Below are 18,869 nucleotides of genomic sequence, written 5' to 3' on the forward strand. Positions count from 1 at the left end.
CGCATACCATGGCCGGTGCGGCGGGGCCATCTCGCTGTGCCCGCGCCTTCAGTCGCGCCAGGCCCGACCGGCAAGGAGACCAGCCCTCGTGTCCGTCTTCAACAAGATCATGCGTGCAGGCGAAGGCAAGATCCTGCGCAGGCTGCAGCGCCTCGCCAAAGAGGTCAACTCGATCGAAGAGGACTTCGTCAACCTGACGGACGCCGAGCTGCGTGGCCTCACCGACGAGTACAAGGAGCGGTACGCGGGCGGCGAGAGCCTGGACGATCTGCTCCCCGAGGCGTTCGCGACGGTCCGCGAGGCGGCCAAGCGGGTGCTGGGCCAGCGGCACTACGACGTGCAGCTGATGGGTGGCGCCGCGATGCACCTCGGCTATGTGGCCGAGATGAAGACCGGTGAGGGCAAGACCCTCGCCGGCACGCTCCCCGCCTATCTCAACGCGCTCTCCGACAAGGGCGTGCACATCATCACGGTCAACGACTACCTGGCCCAGCGTGACTCGGAGTGGATGGGCCGGGTGCACCGCTTCCTCGGCCTGAGCGTGGGCTGCATCACCTCGGGGATGCGCCCGGCGCAGCGGCGTGAGCAGTACGGCTGCGACATCACCTACGGCACCAACAACGAGTTCGGCTTCGACTACCTGCGCGACAACATGGCGTGGTCGAAGGAAGAGCTGGTGCAGCGCGGCCACAACTTCGCCACCGTCGACGAGGTGGACTCCATCCTGATCGACGAGGCCAGGACCCCGTTGATCATCTCGGGCCCGGCCGACCAGGCCACCAAGTGGTACGCCGACTTCTCCAAGCTGGCCAAGCGCCTGGAGAAGGGCGAGGCGGCCGTGCCGACGCGGCAGCAGGCCGAGACGGGCGACTACGACGTCGACGAGAAGAAGCGCACGGTCGCGATCCACGACGCCGGCGTCAGCAAGGTCGAGGACTGGCTGGGCATCGACAACCTCTACGAGTCGGTCAACACGCCGCTGGTCGGTTATCTGAACAACGCCATCAAGGCGAAGGAACTGTTCAAGAAGGACAAGGACTACGTCGTCATCGACGGCGAGGTCGTGATCGTCGATGAGCACACCGGGCGCATTCTGGCCGGCCGGCGCTACAACGAGGGCATGCACCAGGCGATCGAGGCCAAGGAGGGGGTGAAGATCAAGGACGAGAACCAGACGCTCGCCAAGATCACCCTCCAGAACTACTTCCGGCTCTACGACCGGCTCTCCGGCATGACCGGTACGGCGATGACCGAGGCGGCCGAGTTCCACCAGATCTACAAGCTGGGCGTGGTGCCGATCCCCACCCACCGCGCGATGGCCCGCAAGGACCAGGCGGACCTGATCTACCGCACCGAGGTGGCCAAGTTCGCCGCCGTGGTGGACGACATCGTGGAGAAGCACGAGAAGGGCCAGCCGGTGCTGGTCGGCACGACCTCGGTGGAGAAGTCCGAGTACCTGTCGCAGCAGCTCAACAAGCGCGGCGCCCGGCACGAGGTGCTGAACGCGAAGAACCACGAGCGGGAGGCGGCGATCGTCGCCAAGGCCGGCCGCAAGGGCGCGGTCACGGTGGCCACCAACATGGCGGGCCGTGGCACCGACATCAAGCTCGGCGGCAACCCGGACGACATCGCCGAGGACGAGCTGCGTACCAAGGGCCTCGACCCGGTGGAGAACGCCGAGGAGTGGGCGGCGGAGCTGCCCGGCGCGCTGGAGCGCGCGAAGCAGGGGGTGGAGGCCGAGTTCGAGGAGGTCAAGGGCCTCGGCGGGCTCTATGTGCTGGGCACCGAGCGGCACGAGTCGCGGCGGATCGACAACCAGCTGCGCGGCCGTTCCGGCCGGCAGGGCGACCCGGGCGAGTCCCGCTTCTACCTCTCGCTGGGCGACGATCTGATGCGGCTGTTCAAGGCGCAGATGGTCGAGCGGGTGATGGCCATGGCCAACGTTCCCGACGATGTGCCGATCGAGAACAAGATGGTCACCCGCGCGATCGCGTCCGCGCAGGGGCAGGTGGAGCAGCAGAACTTCGAGATCCGGAAGAACGTCCTCAAGTACGACGAGGTGCTCAACCGGCAGCGCGAGGTCATCTACAGCGAGCGGCACCGGGTGCTCTCCGGTGAGGATCTGCACGAGCAGGTGCGGTTCTTCATGGACGACACCATCGAGGCGTATGTCCAGGCGGAGACCGTGGAGGGCTTCGCCGAGGAGTGGGACATGGAGCGGCTCTGGGGCGCGTTCAAGCAGCTCTACCCGGTGGCCGCGACGGTCGATGACCTGGAGGAGGAGAGCGGCGGCAGGGAGGGGCTGACGCCGGAGTTCATCTCCGACTCCATCAAGGAGGACATCCACGCGCAGTACGACAAGCGCGAGGAGGAGCTGGGCTCCGAGGTGATGCGCGAGCTGGAGCGCCGGGTGGTGCTCTCCGTGCTGGACCGCAAGTGGCGTGAGCACCTCTACGAGATGGACTACCTCCAGGAGGGCATCGGGCTGCGGGCGATGGCGCAGCGCGACCCGGTGGTGGAGTTCCAGCGCGAGGGCTTCGACATGTTCACCGCCATGATGGACGGCATCAAGGAGGAGTCCGTCGGCTATCTGTTCAACCTGGAGGTCCAGGTGGAGCGGCAGGTCGAGCAGGTGCCGGTGCAGGGCGGCGCCAAGGAGGAGGAGGCCGACGGCGAGGAGCGGCGGGCTCCGGCCGGCGCCGTGCAGGGCGGCGGCACGCAGGGCGGGGCTCGTCCCGCGATCCTGGCGAAGGGCCTGGAGGCGCCCAAGCGCGCCGAGGGGCTGCGGTACTCCGCGCCGACGGTGGATGGCGCCGGCGGTGTGGTGGAGGGCGACTTCGCCGCGGGCGAGGGCGCCCCAGCCGCCGAGGCCACCAGCTCCGGCTCCGGCCAGACCCGCGCCGAGCGGCGCAAGGCCCAGAAGGGCGGCGGCCGGCGTCGCAAGAAGTGACGGGGCGGCGCCGTGCCGGGCGCCGTTCGCTGTCTTCGCCCTCGGGGGCGCGTTCCGCAGCGGAACGCGCCCCCGAGGCGCGTCAGGCCACGGTGTCCACCTCGACGGCGGTGCAGCGCCAGCCGCTGCCAGGACGCTGCTCCAGCCGGAAGGCGAGCGCCCTGGTGCGCTCGCCGACCCGCACCAGGGCGCACGCCTCGATGGCGGAGCTGGCCGGGCAGGAGCCGCGCACCAGGATCAGCCTGGGCGCGGGACCGCCGGCCTGGGGCCGCAGCGGGGTGCGCGGGGCGAGCTGGCTGAGCTGTTCGTACGCCGTGTCCCTGACGTGCCCGAGCAGGATCGTGACCGGGCGCTGACCGCTGAGCACGAGCAGGAGTTGGCCCGCGAACCACTCCTGTGGGCGCGGCGGCGGGCTGGGACGCGACCGGTGGCGTGGGCCTCGCGAGTCGACACGCCTGCTGGCCGGCCTCGTCGGCCTCGGGCCCCGATTGCTGAGCATTGTTGCTGGACCGCCCCCGTGAGTCTGCTTGTTACCGGCCGGTAGGCAATGCGGAGTGTAATCAACTCCGCACCGGGCGGCAAGAGTTGCCCGGCGTGCGCAGGAGGCGCGGGCGCTGTGTCTCTGTGCCCCGCGCGCCCCCTGGTAGGGTGAGCCGGCTTACGGCCGGAAGGAGACGGCGGTTCCGTGCGCGTCTATGTTCCCCTCACGCTCTCCGGGTTGGCCCGGCTGCACGAGGCCGGCGAGGTCGGCCCGGCTCCCCTGACCGCCTATGCCGTCACTCCCGCGCTCCGCGAGTGGTACCTCTCGGGCGGCGAGGAGGAGTTGGAGTACGCCGCGCTGAGCAGGGCCGCCGCCGGCTCGCTGCGGCTGATCGCCACCGATCCCGAGGTCGCCAGGCGGCGGGTGGTGCTCGCCGCCGAGGTGCCCGATCGGGTGGCGGTGGCCGATCCGGATCTGGCGCTGGCCGTCGAGGCGCTGGGCGAGGTCAGGGTCGTCGAGGCCGTTCCGCTGCGCTGGCTGGCGGCCGTCCATGTCGACGCCGAGGACGCCGCGGACGACATCGCGCTGGCCGCCGACGCGGTGGGCGCGGCCGACCAGGGCGACGACGACGCCCAGTTCACCGTTGACGGGGCGGCCGACCACGAACTGCTCTGGTACGGGGTGCAGGAGATCGACCGGCTGCTGTAACCGGCCGCTCGCCGGCGCTCTGTCCCGTTGTCAGTGCCGGCCCGTAATGTGCGGGGCATGGCTTTTCCGCACACTTCGAGCCCTCAGACAGCCGCCCCGCACATCGTGTGGGACTGGAACGGCACGCTGCTCCACGACATCGACGCCGTCATCGAGGCGACCAACGCCTCCTTCGCCGAGATCGGGATGGCCGGCATCACGCTGGCCCGCTACCGCGACCTGTACTGCGTGCCGGTGCCCCTCTTCTACGAGCGCCTGCTCGGGCGGGCGCCGAGCGACGAGGAGTGGGCCGTGATGGACGCCACATTCCATCGGCACTACTTCGCGAGAGCCGACAGCGCGGGGCTCACCGAGGGCGCGGAGCGGCTGCTGGCCGAGTGGGTGCTCGCCGGCCGCACGCAGTCCGTCTGCTCGCTGGCGCCGCACGACCGGCTGGGCCCCTGGCTGACCAGGCTGGGCATCGCCGAGCACTTCATACGGGTGGACGGCCATCTGGGCGAGGGCGGGAAGAGCGGCAAGGCGGCGCAGATGGCGCGCCATCTGGCCACGTTGGAGGGCGTCTCGCCCGAGCGGGTCGTGGTGATCGGCGATGCCACGGACGATGCCGTGGCCGCCGCGCACGCGGGTGCCAAGGCCGTGCTGTACACGGGCGGTTCGCACAGTCGGCGCAGTCTTGAGCGGGCCGGGGTGCCGGTGGTCGACACCCTGGCGGAGGCCGTGGCCGTGGCCCAGGAGGTGGTGGGGCGCGCCTGACGCGCCCTCCCTGGCGCCCTGGCGCCCGTTCGCTCTTCAGGTCGGGGCGATAGCCTTGCCATGTGATCAGTGCGATATCGGCCGTCACCTCGGCCGGGGGGCAGTGTGGCCTCCCCTCGGTATCCAGCCCGCGCCGGGCCGGCTCATCCGCTGATTCCCCCCATCGGGATCACCGGGAGCGCCCCACCTTCGCGAGCGAGCGCTGCCCTGTGACCGTTTCTCGACGTCACGCGACGGTGCGCGACAGGAGTAAGAGGACATGCACAGCAAGCTGGACGAAGCCAAGGACGAACTGCTGGCCCAGGCGGCCCGGGTAGCCGAACACGGCTCATCCCGGGGGCAGCCACCCGCACACGGGATGGACGCCGAAGCGCTCCGCTCCTATCTACGCCGCTACTACCTCTTCATCGCCGCCGAGGACGTGACCGAACGGGATCCGGTGGATCTCTACGGCGCGGCCATGGCGCACCACCGGCTGGCCGGCGAACGCCCCCAGGGCACCGCCAACGTCCGCGTCTACACCCCGTCCGTCGAGGAGATCGGCTGGACGTGCAGTCACACCGTGGTCGAGGTCGTCACGGACGACATGCCGTTCCTGGTGGACTCCGTCACCAACGAGCTGTCCCGGCAGGGGCGCGGTATCCATCTGGTGGTCCATCCGCAGATCGTGGTCCGCCGCGATGTCACCGGCCGGCTGCTGGAGGTGCTGGACGCCGGTCGGGACATGGAGGGCGGGCTCCCGGCCGATGGCCTGCCGGCGGACGCCGTGGTGGAGTCCTGGACCCATGTCGAGATCGACCGGGAGACCGATCCGGAGAACGTCCGCCAGGTCGAGGCCGATCTGCGGCGGGTGCTCGGCGATGTGCGCGAGGCCGTCGAGGACTACCAGAAGATGCGCGCCATCGCGCTGCGGATCGCCGAGGGCCTGCCGGACGAGCCGCTCTCCGACGAGCTGCGCCAGCAGGACATCGAGGAGGCCGGCGAGCTGCTGAGCTGGCTGGCCGCCGACCACTTCACCTTCCTCGGCTACCGCGAGTACGAGCTGGCCAGGGAGGACAACGGCGGCTCGGGCGACGTGCTGCGTCCGGTGCCGGGCACGGGTCTTGGCATCCTGCGCTCCGATCCGCCCTACGCCGCCGACCCCGAGCATCCGGCGGCGTCCGCGGCGTTCAGCCGGTTGTCGCCGACGGCCAGGGCCAAGGCCAGGGATCCCCGGCTGCTGGTGCTCACCAAGGCCAACAGCCGCGCCACCGTGCACCGTCGCTCCTATCTGGACTACCTGGGCGTCAAGAAGTTCGACAACCAGGGGCGGGTGATCGGGGAGCGCCGCTTCCTCGGCCTGTTCTCCGCCGCCGCCTACACGGAGTCGGTGCGTCGGGTCCCGGTGATCCGCCGCAAGGTCGCCGAGGTGATGCAGGCGGCGGGCTTCAGCACCCAGAGCCACAGCGGACGCGATCTGTTGCAGGTCCTGGAGACCTACCCGCGCGACGAGCTGTTCCAGACGCCGGTGGACACGCTGCGCAGCATCACCACCGCCGTGCTGCACCTCCAGGAGCGGCGCCGGCTGCGGCTCTTCCTGCGGCAGGAGGAGTACGGCCGCTACTACTCGGCCCTGGTCTATCTGCCGCGCGACCGCTTCACCACCTCGGTGCGGCTGCGGCTCACCCAGATCCTCCTGGAGGAACTCGACGGCAACAGCGTCGACTTCACCGCCTGGAACACCGAGTCCGTGCTCTCCCGGCTGCACTTCGTGATCCGGGTGGAGCCCGGCAGCGAGCTCCCCGAGCTGACGGAGTCCGACCTGGATCGGATCGAGGCCAGGCTGGCCGACGCCTCCCGCTCCTGGACGGACGGCTTCGCGGACGCGCTGCTGGCCGAGTGCGGCGAGGAGCAGGCCGCGGATCTGGGGCGCCGCTTCCACAACGCCTTCCCCGAGGGCTACAAGGCCGACTTCCCGCCCCGCGCCGCGGTGGCGGATCTCCAGTACGTGATCGGGCTGCGCCCCGAGCCGGGGCGGGACTTCGCGCTCAGCCTCTATGAGCCGGTCAACGCGGCGCCGGGCGAACGCCGGTTCAAGATCTACCGGATCGGCGAGCCGGTCACGCTGTCGGCCGTGCTCCCCGTCCTACAGAACCTCGGCGTCGAGGTGGTCGACGAGCGCCCCTACCATCTGCGGCCAGACGACGGCGCGCCCGCCTGGATCTACGACTTCGGGCTGCGGCTGCCCCCGGCGCTGGCCGACGGGCTGGGCGGCGGGGCGCGGCAGCGCTTCCAGGACGCGTTCGCCGCGGCGTGGACGGGCGTCGCCGAGGACGACGGCTTCAACGCGCTGGTGCTCTCCGCCGGGTTGACCTGGCGTGAGGCCATGGTGCTGCGCGCCTACGCCAAGTACCTCTGGCAGGCGGGCTCCCGCTTCGCCCGGGAGAACATGGAGGCCACGCTCCGCCGCAACGTGCACACCACCCGCCTGCTGGTGAACCTCTTCGAGGCCCGGCACGCCCCGACGCGGCAGAGCGCGGGCCGGGAGCTGACGGACGGCCTGCTGGAGGAGCTGGACGGCGCCCTGGAAGAGGTGCAGAACCTCGACGAGGACCGCATCCTCCGCGCCTTTCTGACGGTCATCAAGGCGACGCTGCGGGTCAACTACTTCCAGCACGACTCCCAGGGCCGCCCGCACGACTACCTGTCGATGAAGCTCGATCCGCAGGCCATCCCCGAACTGCCCGAGCCGCGCCCGGCGTTCGAGATCTGGGTGTACTCGCCCCGGGTCGAGGGCGTGCATCTGCGGTTCGGCAAGGTCGCCAGGGGCGGTCTGCGCTGGTCGGACCGGCGCGAGGACTTCCGCACGGAGATCCTGGGCCTGGTGAAGGCACAGGAGGTCAAGAACACGGTGATCGTGCCGGTGGGCGCCAAGGGCGGCTTCGTCGGCAAGCGGCTGCCCGATCCGGCGGCCGACCGGGACGCCTGGCTGGCCGAGGGCATCGACTGCTACCGCACGTTCATCTCCGGCCTGCTCGACATCACGGACAACCTGGTGGACGGCGCGGTGCGGCCCCCGGCCGACGTGGTCAGGCACGACGAGGACGACACCTATCTGGTGGTCGCGGCCGACAAGGGCACCGCCACCTTCTCCGACATCGCCAACGAGGTCGCCGAGTCCTACGGCTTCTGGCTGGGGGACGCCTTCGCCTCCGGCGGCTCCGCCGGCTACGACCACAAGGGCATGGGCATCACGGCGCGCGGCGCCTGGGAGTCCGTCAAGCGGCACTTCCGCGAGCTGGGCCACGACACCCAGTCCGAGGACTTCACGGTGGCCGGCATCGGCGACATGTCGGGCGACGTCTTCGGCAACGGGATGCTCCTCTCGGAGCGCATCCGGCTGGTCGCGGCCTTCGACCACCGGCACATCTTCCTGGATCCCGATCCGGATCCGGCGGTGGGCTTCGCCGAGCGCCGCCGGCTCTTCGAGCTGCCCCGCTCGTCCTGGGCGGACTACGACACCGGCCTGCTCTCCAAGGGCGGTGGGGTGCATCCGCGCACGGCCAAGTCCATCGCGCTCACCCCGCAGGTCCGGGAGGCGTTGGAGATCCCCGACGACACGCTGTCGCTGACGCCGGCCGAGCTGATGCGGGCGATCCTGCGGGCCCCCGTCGACCTGCTGTGGAACGGCGGCATCGGCACCTATGTGAAGGCCGCGGCCGAGAGCCACGCCGACGCCGGGGACAAGGCCAACGACGCGATCCGGGTGAACGGCCGGGAGCTGCGCGCCAAGGTGGTGGGCGAGGGCGGCAACCTGGGCCTCACCCAGTTGGGCCGGATCGAGTTCGCGCTGGCCGGGGGCCGGTGCAACACGGACGCCATCGACAACAGCGCGGGCGTGGACACCTCGGACCACGAGGTCAACATCAAGATCCTGCTGAACGCGGTGGTCGCCGGCGGCGATCTCACGGTGAAGCAGCGCAACGTGCTGCTCGCCGAGATGACGGACGAGGTGGGCACGCTGGTGCTGCGCAACAACTACGCGCAGAACGTCGCGCTGGCCAACGGCGAGGCCACCGCCGCCGGCCTCGTCCTGGCGCACCAGCGGGTCATCGCCCGGCTGGGCGAGCAGGGCCGGCTCGATCGGGAGCTGGAGTTCCTGCCCTCGGACGACGAGTTCCGCGAGCGGCGCGCCGCGGGGCGTGGGCTCTCGCAGCCCGAGCTGTCGGTGCTGCTGGCCTACGGCAAGCTCACCGCCACGACCGAGCTGCTGACGACGAGCCTGCCGGACGACCCCTATGTGGGCCGGCTGCTCTCCGCCTACTTCCCGCGCGCCCTGCGGGAACGATTCCCCGAGCTGATCGAGCGGCACGCGCTGCGGCGGGAGATCATCACCACCCTGCTGGTCAACGACACGCTGAACGTGGCCGGCTGCTCCTTCATCCACCGGATGCAGGAGGAGTCGGGAGCCTCCACGGAGGAGATCGTCCGGGCGCACACCGCCGCGCGGGCCATCTTCGATCTGGCCGACATCTGGGACACGGTGGAGCGGCTCGACAACGAGGTCGCCGAGGCCACGCTCACCCGGATCAGGCTGCACGCCAGGCGGCTGGTGGAGCGGGCCGCGCGCTGGCTGCTCAACAACCGCCCGCAGCCGCTGCGGCTGGCGGAGACGATCGAGCTGTTCGCCGAGCGGGTGGGTCAGGTCTGGCAGGAGCTGCCCACGCTGCTCCGAGGCCAGGAGCTGGACTGGCTGGCGGCGCAGCGGGAGGAGCTGGAGTCGACCGGGGTGCCGCCCGAGCTGGCCGGTCGGGTGGCCGGGTTCTCCGCCGTGTTCTCCGCGCTGGACATCGTGGCGGTCGCCGATCGCACGGGCCGCGAGTTGTTGGACGTCGCCGAGGTGTACTACCACCTCAGTGACGAGCTGAGCATCTCCCGGCTCCAGGATCGGATCAGCGAGCTGCCCAGGGCCGACCGTTGGCAGTCCATGGCCCGTACCGCGATCCGGGAGGACCTCTACGCGGCGCATCAGCTGATCGCCGCCGATGTGCTGGCCGAGGGCGGCGCCGAGTCCGAGCCGGAGGAGCGGTTCGCCGCCTGGGCGGAGCGCAGCGCGGCGATCCTGGGCCGTGCCCGCGCCACGTTGCACGAGATCCAGTCGTCGGAGAGCTTCGACCTGGCCAACCTCTCGGTGGCCATGCGCACCATGCGCACCCTGCTGCGCAGCAACCGCTGACGCGGGAACGGGCGGGCGGTCGGCGCGGAGGCGTCGGCCGCCCGGCGACCTGCCGCCCACGGACAAAGATGATATTCGTAGCGATAGGTGGCCGGCGGGGCTGAACCGGGCCTTCCGGGCCGCCGTCCGCAGTGCCCGACGAACGCGGGACGAAACCCGCGACCGACCCGCGCCGAAACCGTGACGAACCAGGACGAACCAGGACGAAGGGGCCTTGCGCATGGTGGTGCCCGTGAGTGGGGCCGGGACTCCGGTGACGGTGGTGATGCCCACCTACAACGAGGCCACCACGCTGCCCAGGACCGCCGCCGCGCTGCTGGCCCTGCCGCTGCCGGGGCTGCGGCTGCTGGTCGTGGACGACAACAGCCCCGACGGCACCGGCGAGATCGCCGACGGCCTGGCCAAGCGTCACCCCGAGCGCGTCGAGGTGCTGCACCGGCCGGCCAAGAGCGGGCTCGGCCGCGCCTACGCCGCCGGCCTCGGGCACGCCCTCCGCGACGGCGACGCCCGCTATCTGCTCCAGATGGACGCCGACGGCAGCCATGCCGTGGCCGATGTCCCCCGGCTGCTGGGCGCCGCGCTGTCCAGCGGCGCCGGCCTCGTGGTCGGCAGCCGCTATGTGCCCGGCGGCCGGCTGGCCGCGGACTGGTCGGCGCACCGCAGGCTGCTCTCCCGCTGGGCCAACCGCTATCTGACCGCCGTGCTGCGCGGCGGGCCGCGCGATATCACCGCCGGCTTCGTGCTCTGGCGCGCCGACACCCTCAGGGCGCTGGGTCCGGCGCCGGCGCGCAGCGTCGGCTACGGCTTCCAGGTGGAGCTGAAGTACGCGGCGGTGCGCGCGGGTTGCCCGGTGGTGGAGATCCCCATCGGCTTCGCGGGGCGGCTCGACGGCGCCTCCAAGCTGTCGGCGGCCAGCCAACTGGAGGCGGCCCTGCTGCCCTGGCGCCTGCTGCTCGGCCGCCCGCGCGGGTCGGCCTCCGTCCCGGGCCGCCACCCCGGCCGCCGCGCCCTGACGCGGGCGCGCCGTGGTCCGTCGGGCGGTGCCGGCGTCAGTCGTAGGCTCACGGAAGGCAGCTGACGTGTCCGCACACGCGCACCACCACCATCCCCCGCACGAGGCCGTGGACTTCGACTGGGACGCGGCCGGCGCCCAGCTCACACGCGGTGCCGAACTGCACGCCGTCGCGCTGCGCGCGACCGCGCGCTGGCTGCGCGGCGAGCAGCCGGCCGCGCGGCGGATCCTGGATGTGGGCAGCGGCCCCGGCGTGGTCACCGCGCTGCTGGCCGACGAGTTCCCGGGCGCCGAGGTGGTGGCCGTGGACGGCGCCCCGGAGCTGCTGCGGCTCGCCGAGCGACGCGCGCTGGCGGCGGGTCTCGCCGAGCGGGTGCGCACCCGGCAGGCCGAGCTGCCGGCCGGGCTGGCCGGGATCGGGGGCGGCTTCGACCTGGTCTGGGCGAGCCTCTTCGTCCACCATCTGGGGGACCAGCAGCACGCGTTGGGGCAGCTGGCCGCCGCCCTGCGGCCCGGTGGCTCGCTGGCGCTGGCCGAGGGCGGGCTGCCCGCGCGCTTCCTGCCCAGGGACTTCGGCCTGGGCCGGCCCGGCCTCCAGGAGCGGCTGGACGCGGCGCACGCCGAGTGGTTCCAGGAGATGCGGGCGGCGCTGCCCGATGCCGTCGCCGTGCCCGAGGACTGGCCCTCGATGCTGACCGGCGCGGGTCTTGCCCCCGTCGCCCGCCGCACCTTCCTCACCGAGCTGCCCGCACCGCTCCCCGCCGACGCCCGGGCGTACCTGCGGGAACGGCTGAGCAGACAGCGCGAGCACGTGGGGGACCGGCTCTCCCGGGAGGACCGGTCCACGTTGGACGCCCTGCTGGACCCCGAGGCCGCCTCGGGCATCCTGCGTCGCCCCGACGCGTTCTATCTCGCCGCGAGCACCGTGCACGTCGGTCGCGCCGGCTGACAGCAGGGGAACAGGATCGGGAAAGGGGCCGGACCGGGTGGTGACACCCCGTCCGGCCCCGCGCCGTGCGTCCGTTCGCCTGTCGGCACGGCCCCGCGCGGCTACTTCACCGCGCCCGCCATCACGCCGGAGACGAACTGCTTCTGGAAGGCGAAGAAGATCGCCAGCGGAATCAGCATGGTCAGGAAGGCGCCGGGGGCCAGCACGTCGAAGTTGCTGCCGAACTGCCGCATCTCCTGCTGGAGCGCCAGCGTCATCGGCGGCGAGCCCGAGTCGGCGAAGATCAGCGCCACCAGCATGTCGTTCCAGACCCACATGAACTGGAAGATCGCCAGCGCGGCGATCGCCGGGCCGCCGAGCGGCAGCACCACCTTGAAGAACAGCCGCAGTTCGCCGGCCCCGTCCAGCCGGGCCGCCTCCAGCAGTTCGCGCGGGATCTCGGAGAAGAAGTTGCGGAGCAGGAAGATCCCGAAGGGCAGCCCGAAGGCCGAGTGGAAGAGCACCACGCCCAGCGTGGTCTCGAAGATGCCCAACGTGTTGAAGAGCCGCGCCACCGGGATCAACGCGATCTGGACGGGGACGACCAACAGCCCCACGACCACCAGGAAGAGCCAGTCCCGGCCGGGGAAGTCCAGCCAGGCGAAGGCGTAGGCCGCCAGCGCGGCGAGCCCGATCACCAGCGCGGTGGCCGGCACCGTGATCGCCACGGTGGTCCACACCGAGCCGGTGAAGGTGTCGTTGCCCAGCAGGCTGTCGTAGTTGGACCAGGTCCACTGGCCCGGATCGGTCAACGCCTCCCACCAGCCGGTGGAGGCGATATCGCGCGGATCGCGGAACGAGGAGACCAGCAGACCGGCGGTGGGCAGCAGCCACAGCACCCCGATCACCACCAGAATCACCCGCACCACGGATCCGGCGGCGAGGGAGGCGAGACGGTTGCCCACCGAACGCCGGGGCGGGCCCACGGCGTCCGACGCCGGGGTGGGCGCCGGGTCGGGTACTTGTGCGGTCATGGTGGGAGCGGTCACCGCTGGTTCTCCCGTCGCAGCCTGCGCAGATTGATGATCATCACGGGTACCACGAGCAGCAGCAGGAACACCGCGATCGCGCTGCCCACGCCCTGGTTCGCCCCGGCCCCGAAGGAGGACAGATACAGCTCAAGGGCCAGCACGTTGGCGTCCGCCTGGGACGAGGCGGGCGCGATCACATAGACCAGGTCGAAGATCTTCAACACGTTGATCATCAGTGTCACCGCCACCACCCCCAGGACCGGGGCCAGCAGCGGAACCGTGATCCGGCGGAAGACCTGCCACTCGTTGGCGCCGTCCACCCGGGCCGCCTCCAGGGTCTCCCTGGGCACCGAGGCCAGGCCGGCGGCGATCAGCACCATGGCGAAGCCGGCCCACATCCACACATAGCTGGCGATGATCGCCGGTGTGATGACCTTGGGCCCGAGCCATTCGACGCCGTTGTAGGGGGCGGTGAAGTTGTCGGCGGCCAGCCGTAGTTGCGCGCCATCCGCCTCGGCCGGCAGCTGGAACGTGCCGTCGTCACCGGTCTTGGTGTCGGCCACCACCTCGCCGTCCCGCAGCGCCTCGACCTTGATCCCGGAGAGGGCCCTCTCCTCCGGGTCGATGGCGCCCTCGACGCCTTCGCCGCCCCGGGTGAAGTCCATCCAGATGGTGCCGGTCACCTGGCCCGGGTCGCTCGACGCCTCCTGGGCCAGCTCGGCGCCCGACAGCTTCGGCTGGGGCACCGCCACCAGCGGCAGCAGCACCGGGCTGCCGGCCGACACCGTCTCCTCCAGCAGATACGAACCGTCGTCCTGGACGGTCAACGATCCGCCGGGGCGCGGCTCGGCGTCGGGCCAACTGGAGCTGCTGGCGAAGGTGTCGTGCACCGTCGTCGCCAGCGCGTTGGCCAGGCCCCGGTCCGGGTCCTGCTCGTAGACCATCCGGAAGATGATTCCGGACGCCAGCATGGAGACCGCCATCGGCATGAAGACGATCAGCTTGAAGACCGTCGCCCAGCGGATGCGTTCGGTCAGCACCGCGAAGACCAGCCCCAGCGCGGTGGCCACCGTCGGCGCCACCACGATCCAGATCAGGGTGTTCTCCAGCGCGGTCCTGATGCCGTCGTCGCTGAATATCTCCTTGAAGTTGTCCAGGCCGACGAAGCTGTCGCCGGACGCGTCGAACAGGCTGCGCTGCACGGAGTACCCGATGGGGTACACCACCAGCGCGCCGAGCAGCAGCAGCGCCGGGAACAGGAAGCACACCACGGCCCAGGGGCGTGCCCTGATCACCGCCTTGCCGGATGCCATGGGAAGTCAGTCTCCGTCCGTCAGTCGCCGTAAGCGCTGGCTGCCTGGGACTCCAGGTATGCCTGGGCCCCGTCGATGTCGTCGGGGTCGCGCAGGAAGTTCTGTAGTCCTTGCCACATGCCCTGGCCGGTGGTGCCACCGAAGGCGGCCGGGGTCTGGTCCGACATGTCGAACCTGAAGTCGTCGCCCGCCGCGATGAGCGCCTCGGCGATGCCGCGCTGCACCTCGTTGGGGTACACGTCGAACTCAAGCGACTTGTTCGGTGAGACGAAGCCGCCCGGCTCCGCCCAGATGGCGGCGGCGTCGGTGGAGGCCAGGAACGTCATCAGGGCCTCCTGCGCCTCGCTCGCCTGACCGTCCGTCGAGACCGCGACGGCCGCGTCACCCGCGCTGACCACCGGGGGGTCCCCGGCGCCGACCGCGGGGAACGGGAACACCCGGGCGTCCTCACCGATCACCGCGTCGGTGCTGTCGGTGATCACCGAGCCGACGAAGTCCGCCTCGAAGACCATGGCGGCGCCCGGGGTGGTCAGGTTGATGAACGTCTGGGTGACGGAGGTGGGGAAGTCGGTCCCCAGCGAACCGTTCGCGCCGCCCCGCAACAGCCGGTTCTCGCCGAAGAGTTCGCCGAGGGTGGTGAGCGCGTCCGTGACGCTCTCGTCGGTCCACGGGATCTCGTGCGCCGCCAACCGGTCGTACATCTCCGGCCCCGACTGGGAGAGATAGACGTTCTCGAACCAGTCGGTCAACGTCCAACCGTCGGCGCCGGCGACCGAGACGGGCGTGGTGCCCGACTCCCACACCGTCCAGGCGGTGTCGACGAACTCCTCCCAGGTCTCCGGGGTCGGCACCCCCGCGTAGTCGAACGCGGTGGAGCTGTACCAGATCAGGGACTTGTTGGCGGCCTTCACATAGACGCCGTACGGGTCGCCCTCCCAGGAGGCCAGCTCGTGCCAGCCCTGGGTGTAGTTGGCGTCCAGCTGGGCCTGTGTCGAATCGCCCAGCCTGGCCAGCCACCCCTTCTCGGCGAACTCCCGCAGCACGCCCGGCTGCGGCACCATCACCACGTCGGGCGGCGAACCGCCCTCGATCTTGGTGCCGACGAACTGGGAGACGTTGTCACTGCTGGGCACCACGGTGACCGAGGCGCCCGTTCGACTTTCGAACTCGTCCATCACCGCGACGAAGTTGTCCCGTTCCGCGCCTGTCCAGACCGCGGCCACTTCCAGGGACTGACCACTGAGGTCAGGGAGTTCGATGGTGGCCTCTCTGTCGCTACGGTCGCCCTCACCGTCGCTGCCGCACGCTGTCAGCGTCAGCGCGGTGGTGGCCACCACCGCCGCTGCCACCCGCGTCACTCTCCGGCCAGGGCCCGGGCCCGAACCGCGCATGAACACCGCCTCACTTGGATGCGGCAGTGTCCCCACGTGATGCAGGGCCTGCCACGCCGCACGTCCTACGCCGCATGTTCCTACGCGCAGTCGGCTTCCTGATCAAGACAGATGATGGCCCAACAAGCCTTTGTGATGGGGCTGTTACCCGCGGGTTATGACCTGCACGGACAATGTTCGCGTACCCGCGGGGGATGGGGGCGACCGTGAACGGGGCGCGGCCCGGCTGCCCGGAGCGCGGGCAGCGGGTCGCCGGCCACCCCCCGGTGACGCGCGGCCACGACAGCCGAGGCGGCCGAGACAGCCGAGGCACCGGGAGCCGCCCGCACCGCCTTCGCCGGGTGCGGAGCGACCCGCGGGGGCCGTCAGACGGGGGTGGCGGTGGCGGTCTGGGGGGTTTGGGCGGCGCGGGTGGCGGCGCTGGCCAGGAGGGCGATGTCAGTGGGGCCGTTGCCCAGCTCGCGAACTGGCCGGCGGGCCGGTGGGTCCCCGACCCGCTCCCAGTCCAGCCGGGTGACCGTGGGGCGCAGCGTGGCCGTGCGGGGGATGCGCCCCGTCACCCGGCCGGTCTGCAACGGGGTGCGGGCGCCGTCCGGGGTGCGCAGCTCGGCCCGTCCCGGTGGTGTTCCCGTCAGCGTCAGCCGCAGCGCTGCCGACAGATCCAACGGATCGCCGGCGGCCGGCGGGCCGCCGGCCAGCACCAGGCGCACGCCAAGACGGGGGCCCTCCCGGCGCGCCGCCTCAAGCACCCGGAGCATCGAGCCGGCGGCCTGCCGCCCCGGCGCGCCGAGCGGCGGCGACAACAGCGCGGGCAGATCGTCGACGAGCACCACCAGCCAGGGCAGCGGCGCGCTGCCTGGCACCCGCATCGGCGGCTCGGGAACGGACGCCTCCTGGCCGTGCCAGCCGCCCGGCTCGTGGCCCGACCTCGGGGAGATCACCCGCCCCTCGGCAGGCGGGGCGCCGTCCGCCCCCGGCTCGGCCCTCGGCGGCTGCGAGCCGCCCAACTCCTGGGCGGCGAACGCGGACTCGCCCAGCAGCAGCGCCCGCCGCTTCAACTCGGCGCGCAGCGCCTGCGCGAAGGCGCGGATGCGCAGCGGATCCGTGGCGCCCAGATAGGAAGCGACCTGCGGCAGCTCGACTGAGGGGCGCAGCCCGTCCGCCGCACCCTCGACCAGCAGCAGGGACAGCTCGTGCGGGCCCAGCGTCGCCGCCAGCGAGGCGGCCAGCGCGTTGAGCAGCTCGGTGCGCCCCGAGCGGGCGGCGCCCTCGATCAGCAGCGGGGCGCTCAACTCCGTGAGATTGACCGAAACCTGACCCCGCTCGCCCATGCCGAGGGCCAGCGGCAGCTCCGATCCTCGCGCCCAGCGCTCCCGCAGGGCGCCTGGGGTGACCCGGGACAGCTCCAGCACGTCGAGCAGCCGGCAGCTGTCGGGCAGCGGCGTGGTTCCGGGGGCGCTCGGCGGGGAGCCGGGGGTGTCCTCGGAGAGCGGGGCGAGGGCGCGGGCGAAGCGCTCGGCCCAGGCCCGGGAGACCGCGTCCGCGCTGGCCGGGGGGCCGGGGCGCCGATCGGGGCCGACCACCCGCACCGCGGTGGCCACCGCGCCGCTGAGCAGCCCGACCGCCCCGCACCCCGCGAAGGCGGGGAGGGCGGCGCCGGCGGCCTCCAGCGTTTCGGCCACCGGGGACTCGGGGGTGGCCGGGGGCGTCTCGGCCAGGCAGAGCAGATGGATGCCGGCGGTAGCGCCGTCCAGCGTGAGCCGGGCCAGCGCCGTGGCCGCGAGACCTTCGAGCGCGCCGTCGACCAGCACCACCGTGCGCCGCCTGGGGGCGGCGGCCGGCGTGGCCGCCAGCTGGGCCAACTCGGCCAGCCTGGCGGCCACCTGCTCCTCGTCGAAGCCGAGGAGCAACCGGCAGTCCTGGCCGCGCAGCGGCTTCACATGGGGCAGCCAGCCGAGCCAGGACCACTCCTCGGCGCGGCCGGGGGCCAGCGCCACCAACTCCAGGGCGCTGGGCGGGTGCAGGGCGGCCAGCTGGGCGAGCACCGAGCGGGCGAGGCCCGCGACCCGCTCCCTGGGCCCGGCCAGGCCGAGGGAGCCGACCGCCGGCAGGCTCACCGTCACCGGCGGCAGGCCGCCGCCCGTGCTCTGCGCCGTGCCCAGCCGTATGGCGTAGGCGTCGGGATGGGCGGGACCGCGCTCCCAGAGGCGGGGCCCCGACTCGACCGCCATCAGCAGCACGGCCGCGAGATCCGGCCAACGCGACTCGTCGACCGGCTCCGCCGGGACGGGCGGCGGGGCCGCCGTGATGTGGGTCTGCTCGGGCGAGGGGGCCAGCCGCCCCCGCGCCCAGCCCGCCAGCCCGCCGCCGCGCCGCTGCGGCCGGCCGGCCGCGCCGCCCCTCGGCGGCTCCGCCGGGGCCTCGGCCGGCGGGGCGGCCGACACGGCCGGCGGCTCCTGGCCGTCCGCGGCGATCACGCGCAGCGCGGACTCGCCGAGCCGCAGTATCCCGCCGGGGGGCACCCGCTCGGGCCGCTCCCGCACCGGCCGCCCGTCGACCGAGGTGCCGTTGGTCGAGCCGAGATCGGCGACCGTGACCGTGCCGTCGGGGCGCAGCGTGAGCGAGCAGTGCAGCCGGGAGACATCCGGATCGTCCAGCGGGATGTCCGCGTCCGCGGAGCGGCCGATGGTGGCCGTGCCGCCGCGCAGCAGATGGACGCCGCCGGCGTCCGGCCCCGAGACCACCAGCAGCCTGGCCGGCACCGGCTCGACGCCAGGGGCCTCCAGCGGACGGTGCAGGGAGAGCACGGCGCCGTCCACCAGAGGTGGTTCGCCGAGCAGGCTCTGCCGGGGATCCAGCCGGCTGTCCTCGCAGAAGACCGCGCCGGGGGAGGCGGCCCCGGGCGCGACGGCGCTGGCCAGGGAGCCGAGAACGGCGGAGAGCGGGGTGCCGGCCGGGGCCGCGACGGCGACGTCGACGCCGCCGGCGGCGCCGTGTCCGAGAACGGTCAACCTGATCTGAATCGGCATCGGCCCTCCCGGTCGCTCGCCAGCCCGGCTGTCATGTCCCGATCCGCATCGGACGCCG

11 protein-coding genes are annotated in these 18,869 nt (G+C 72.1%); 6 read left to right on the forward strand and 5 right to left on the reverse strand.

Going from position 1 to position 18,869, the window contains the following annotated elements; translation table 11 throughout:
• Positions 1 to 88 precede the first annotated feature (88 nt).
• On the forward strand, positions 89 to 2,950 hold the full coding sequence (gene secA / locus K4G22_RS19250; RefSeq protein ID WP_228081525.1) for a preprotein translocase subunit SecA: 2,862 nt from the start codon (positions 89 to 91) through the stop codon (positions 2,948 to 2,950).
• Between the two features lie 82 nt (positions 2,951 to 3,032).
• Here the strand turns inward: secA and K4G22_RS19255 are convergent, their stop codons facing one another.
• Positions 3,033 to 3,449, reverse strand: coding sequence for an Rv3235 family protein (locus tag K4G22_RS19255; protein ID WP_228081526.1), 417 nt, complete (start codon positions 3,447 to 3,449; stop codon positions 3,033 to 3,035).
• 186 nt (positions 3,450 to 3,635) lie between these two features.
• Between K4G22_RS19255 and K4G22_RS19260 the strand changes: the two genes are divergently transcribed.
• The 5 genes from K4G22_RS19260 to K4G22_RS19280 all read left to right on the forward strand — a co-directional run bounded on the left by K4G22_RS19260 (position 3,636) and on the right by K4G22_RS19280 (position 12,068).
• Entirely contained in the window at positions 3,636 to 4,139 is a 504-nt protein-coding gene (locus tag K4G22_RS19260; RefSeq protein WP_228081527.1) for a DUF6912 family protein, read from the forward strand.
• Positions 4,140 to 4,196: 57 nt separating this feature from the next.
• On the forward strand, positions 4,197 to 4,892 hold the full coding sequence (locus K4G22_RS19265) for an HAD family hydrolase (protein ID WP_228081528.1): 696 nt from the start codon (positions 4,197 to 4,199) through the stop codon (positions 4,890 to 4,892).
• 259 nt (positions 4,893 to 5,151) lie between these two features.
• Positions 5,152 to 10,107 carry an NAD-glutamate dehydrogenase gene (locus tag K4G22_RS19270; protein WP_228081529.1) on the forward strand — a complete coding sequence of 1,652 codons (4,956 nt, stop codon included), beginning with the start codon at positions 5,152 to 5,154 and terminating at the stop codon, positions 10,105 to 10,107.
• 220 nt (positions 10,108 to 10,327) lie between these two features.
• Complete coding sequence (locus tag K4G22_RS19275; RefSeq protein WP_228081530.1) at positions 10,328 to 11,185, forward strand: glycosyltransferase; 858 nt, start codon at positions 10,328 to 10,330, stop codon at positions 11,183 to 11,185.
• A gap of 1 nt (position 11,186) precedes the next feature.
• Positions 11,187 to 12,068 (forward strand): class I SAM-dependent methyltransferase, encoded by an 882-nt coding sequence (locus K4G22_RS19280; protein WP_228081531.1) that lies wholly within the window; start codon positions 11,187 to 11,189, stop codon positions 12,066 to 12,068.
• Positions 12,069 to 12,169: 101 nt separating this feature from the next.
• On the opposite strand, the gene K4G22_RS19285 is transcribed toward K4G22_RS19280, so the two are convergent.
• The 4 genes from K4G22_RS19285 to K4G22_RS19300 all read right to left on the reverse strand — a co-directional run bounded on the left by K4G22_RS19285 (position 12,170) and on the right by K4G22_RS19300 (position 18,811).
• The gene (locus tag K4G22_RS19285; protein WP_228081532.1) at positions 12,170 to 13,081 is read right to left on the reverse strand and encodes a carbohydrate ABC transporter permease; all 912 of its coding nucleotides are present in this window, start codon (positions 13,079 to 13,081) and stop codon (positions 12,170 to 12,172) included.
• Between the two features lie 11 nt (positions 13,082 to 13,092).
• Entirely contained in the window at positions 13,093 to 14,391 is a 1,299-nt protein-coding gene (locus K4G22_RS19290; RefSeq protein ID WP_228081533.1) for a carbohydrate ABC transporter permease, read from the reverse strand.
• A 20-nt stretch (positions 14,392 to 14,411) separates the two neighbouring features.
• Complete coding sequence (locus K4G22_RS19295; protein ID WP_228081534.1) at positions 14,412 to 15,782, reverse strand: ABC transporter substrate-binding protein; 1,371 nt, start codon at positions 15,780 to 15,782, stop codon at positions 14,412 to 14,414.
• A gap of 365 nt (positions 15,783 to 16,147) precedes the next feature.
• Complete coding sequence (locus K4G22_RS19300; protein WP_425336722.1) at positions 16,148 to 18,811, reverse strand: FHA domain-containing protein; 2,664 nt, start codon at positions 18,809 to 18,811, stop codon at positions 16,148 to 16,150.
• Positions 18,812 to 18,869: the final 58 nt, after the last annotated feature.

The organism is Streptomyces profundus (genome assembly GCF_020740535.1).
GTDB lineage: Bacteria > Actinomycetota > Actinomycetes > Streptomycetales > Streptomycetaceae > Streptomyces > Streptomyces profundus.

What these genes read in the sequence shown, in the direction of transcription:
- K4G22_RS19295 (WP_228081534.1), bottom strand. Translation starts at nt 15,782, where the DNA reads ATGCGCGGTTCGGGCCCGGGCCCTGGCCGGAGAGTGACGCGGGTGGCA.
- K4G22_RS19270 (WP_228081529.1), top strand. Translation starts at nt 5,152, where the DNA reads ATGCACAGCAAGCTGGACGAAGCCAAGGACGAACTGCTGGCCCAGGCG.
- K4G22_RS19265 (WP_228081528.1), top strand. Translation starts at nt 4,197, where the DNA reads ATGGCTTTTCCGCACACTTCGAGCCCTCAGACAGCCGCCCCGCACATC.
- K4G22_RS19285 (WP_228081532.1), bottom strand. Translation starts at nt 13,081, where the DNA reads ATGACCGCACAAGTACCCGACCCGGCGCCCACCCCGGCGTCGGACGCC.
- K4G22_RS19275 (WP_228081530.1), top strand. Translation starts at nt 10,328, where the DNA reads ATGGTGGTGCCCGTGAGTGGGGCCGGGACTCCGGTGACGGTGGTGATG.
- K4G22_RS19290 (WP_228081533.1), bottom strand. Translation starts at nt 14,391, where the DNA reads ATGGCATCCGGCAAGGCGGTGATCAGGGCACGCCCCTGGGCCGTGGTG.
- K4G22_RS19300 (WP_425336722.1), bottom strand. Translation starts at nt 18,811, where the DNA reads ATGCCGATTCAGATCAGGTTGACCGTTCTCGGACACGGCGCCGCCGGC.
- K4G22_RS19255 (WP_228081526.1), bottom strand. Translation starts at nt 3,449, where the DNA reads ATGCTCAGCAATCGGGGCCCGAGGCCGACGAGGCCGGCCAGCAGGCGT.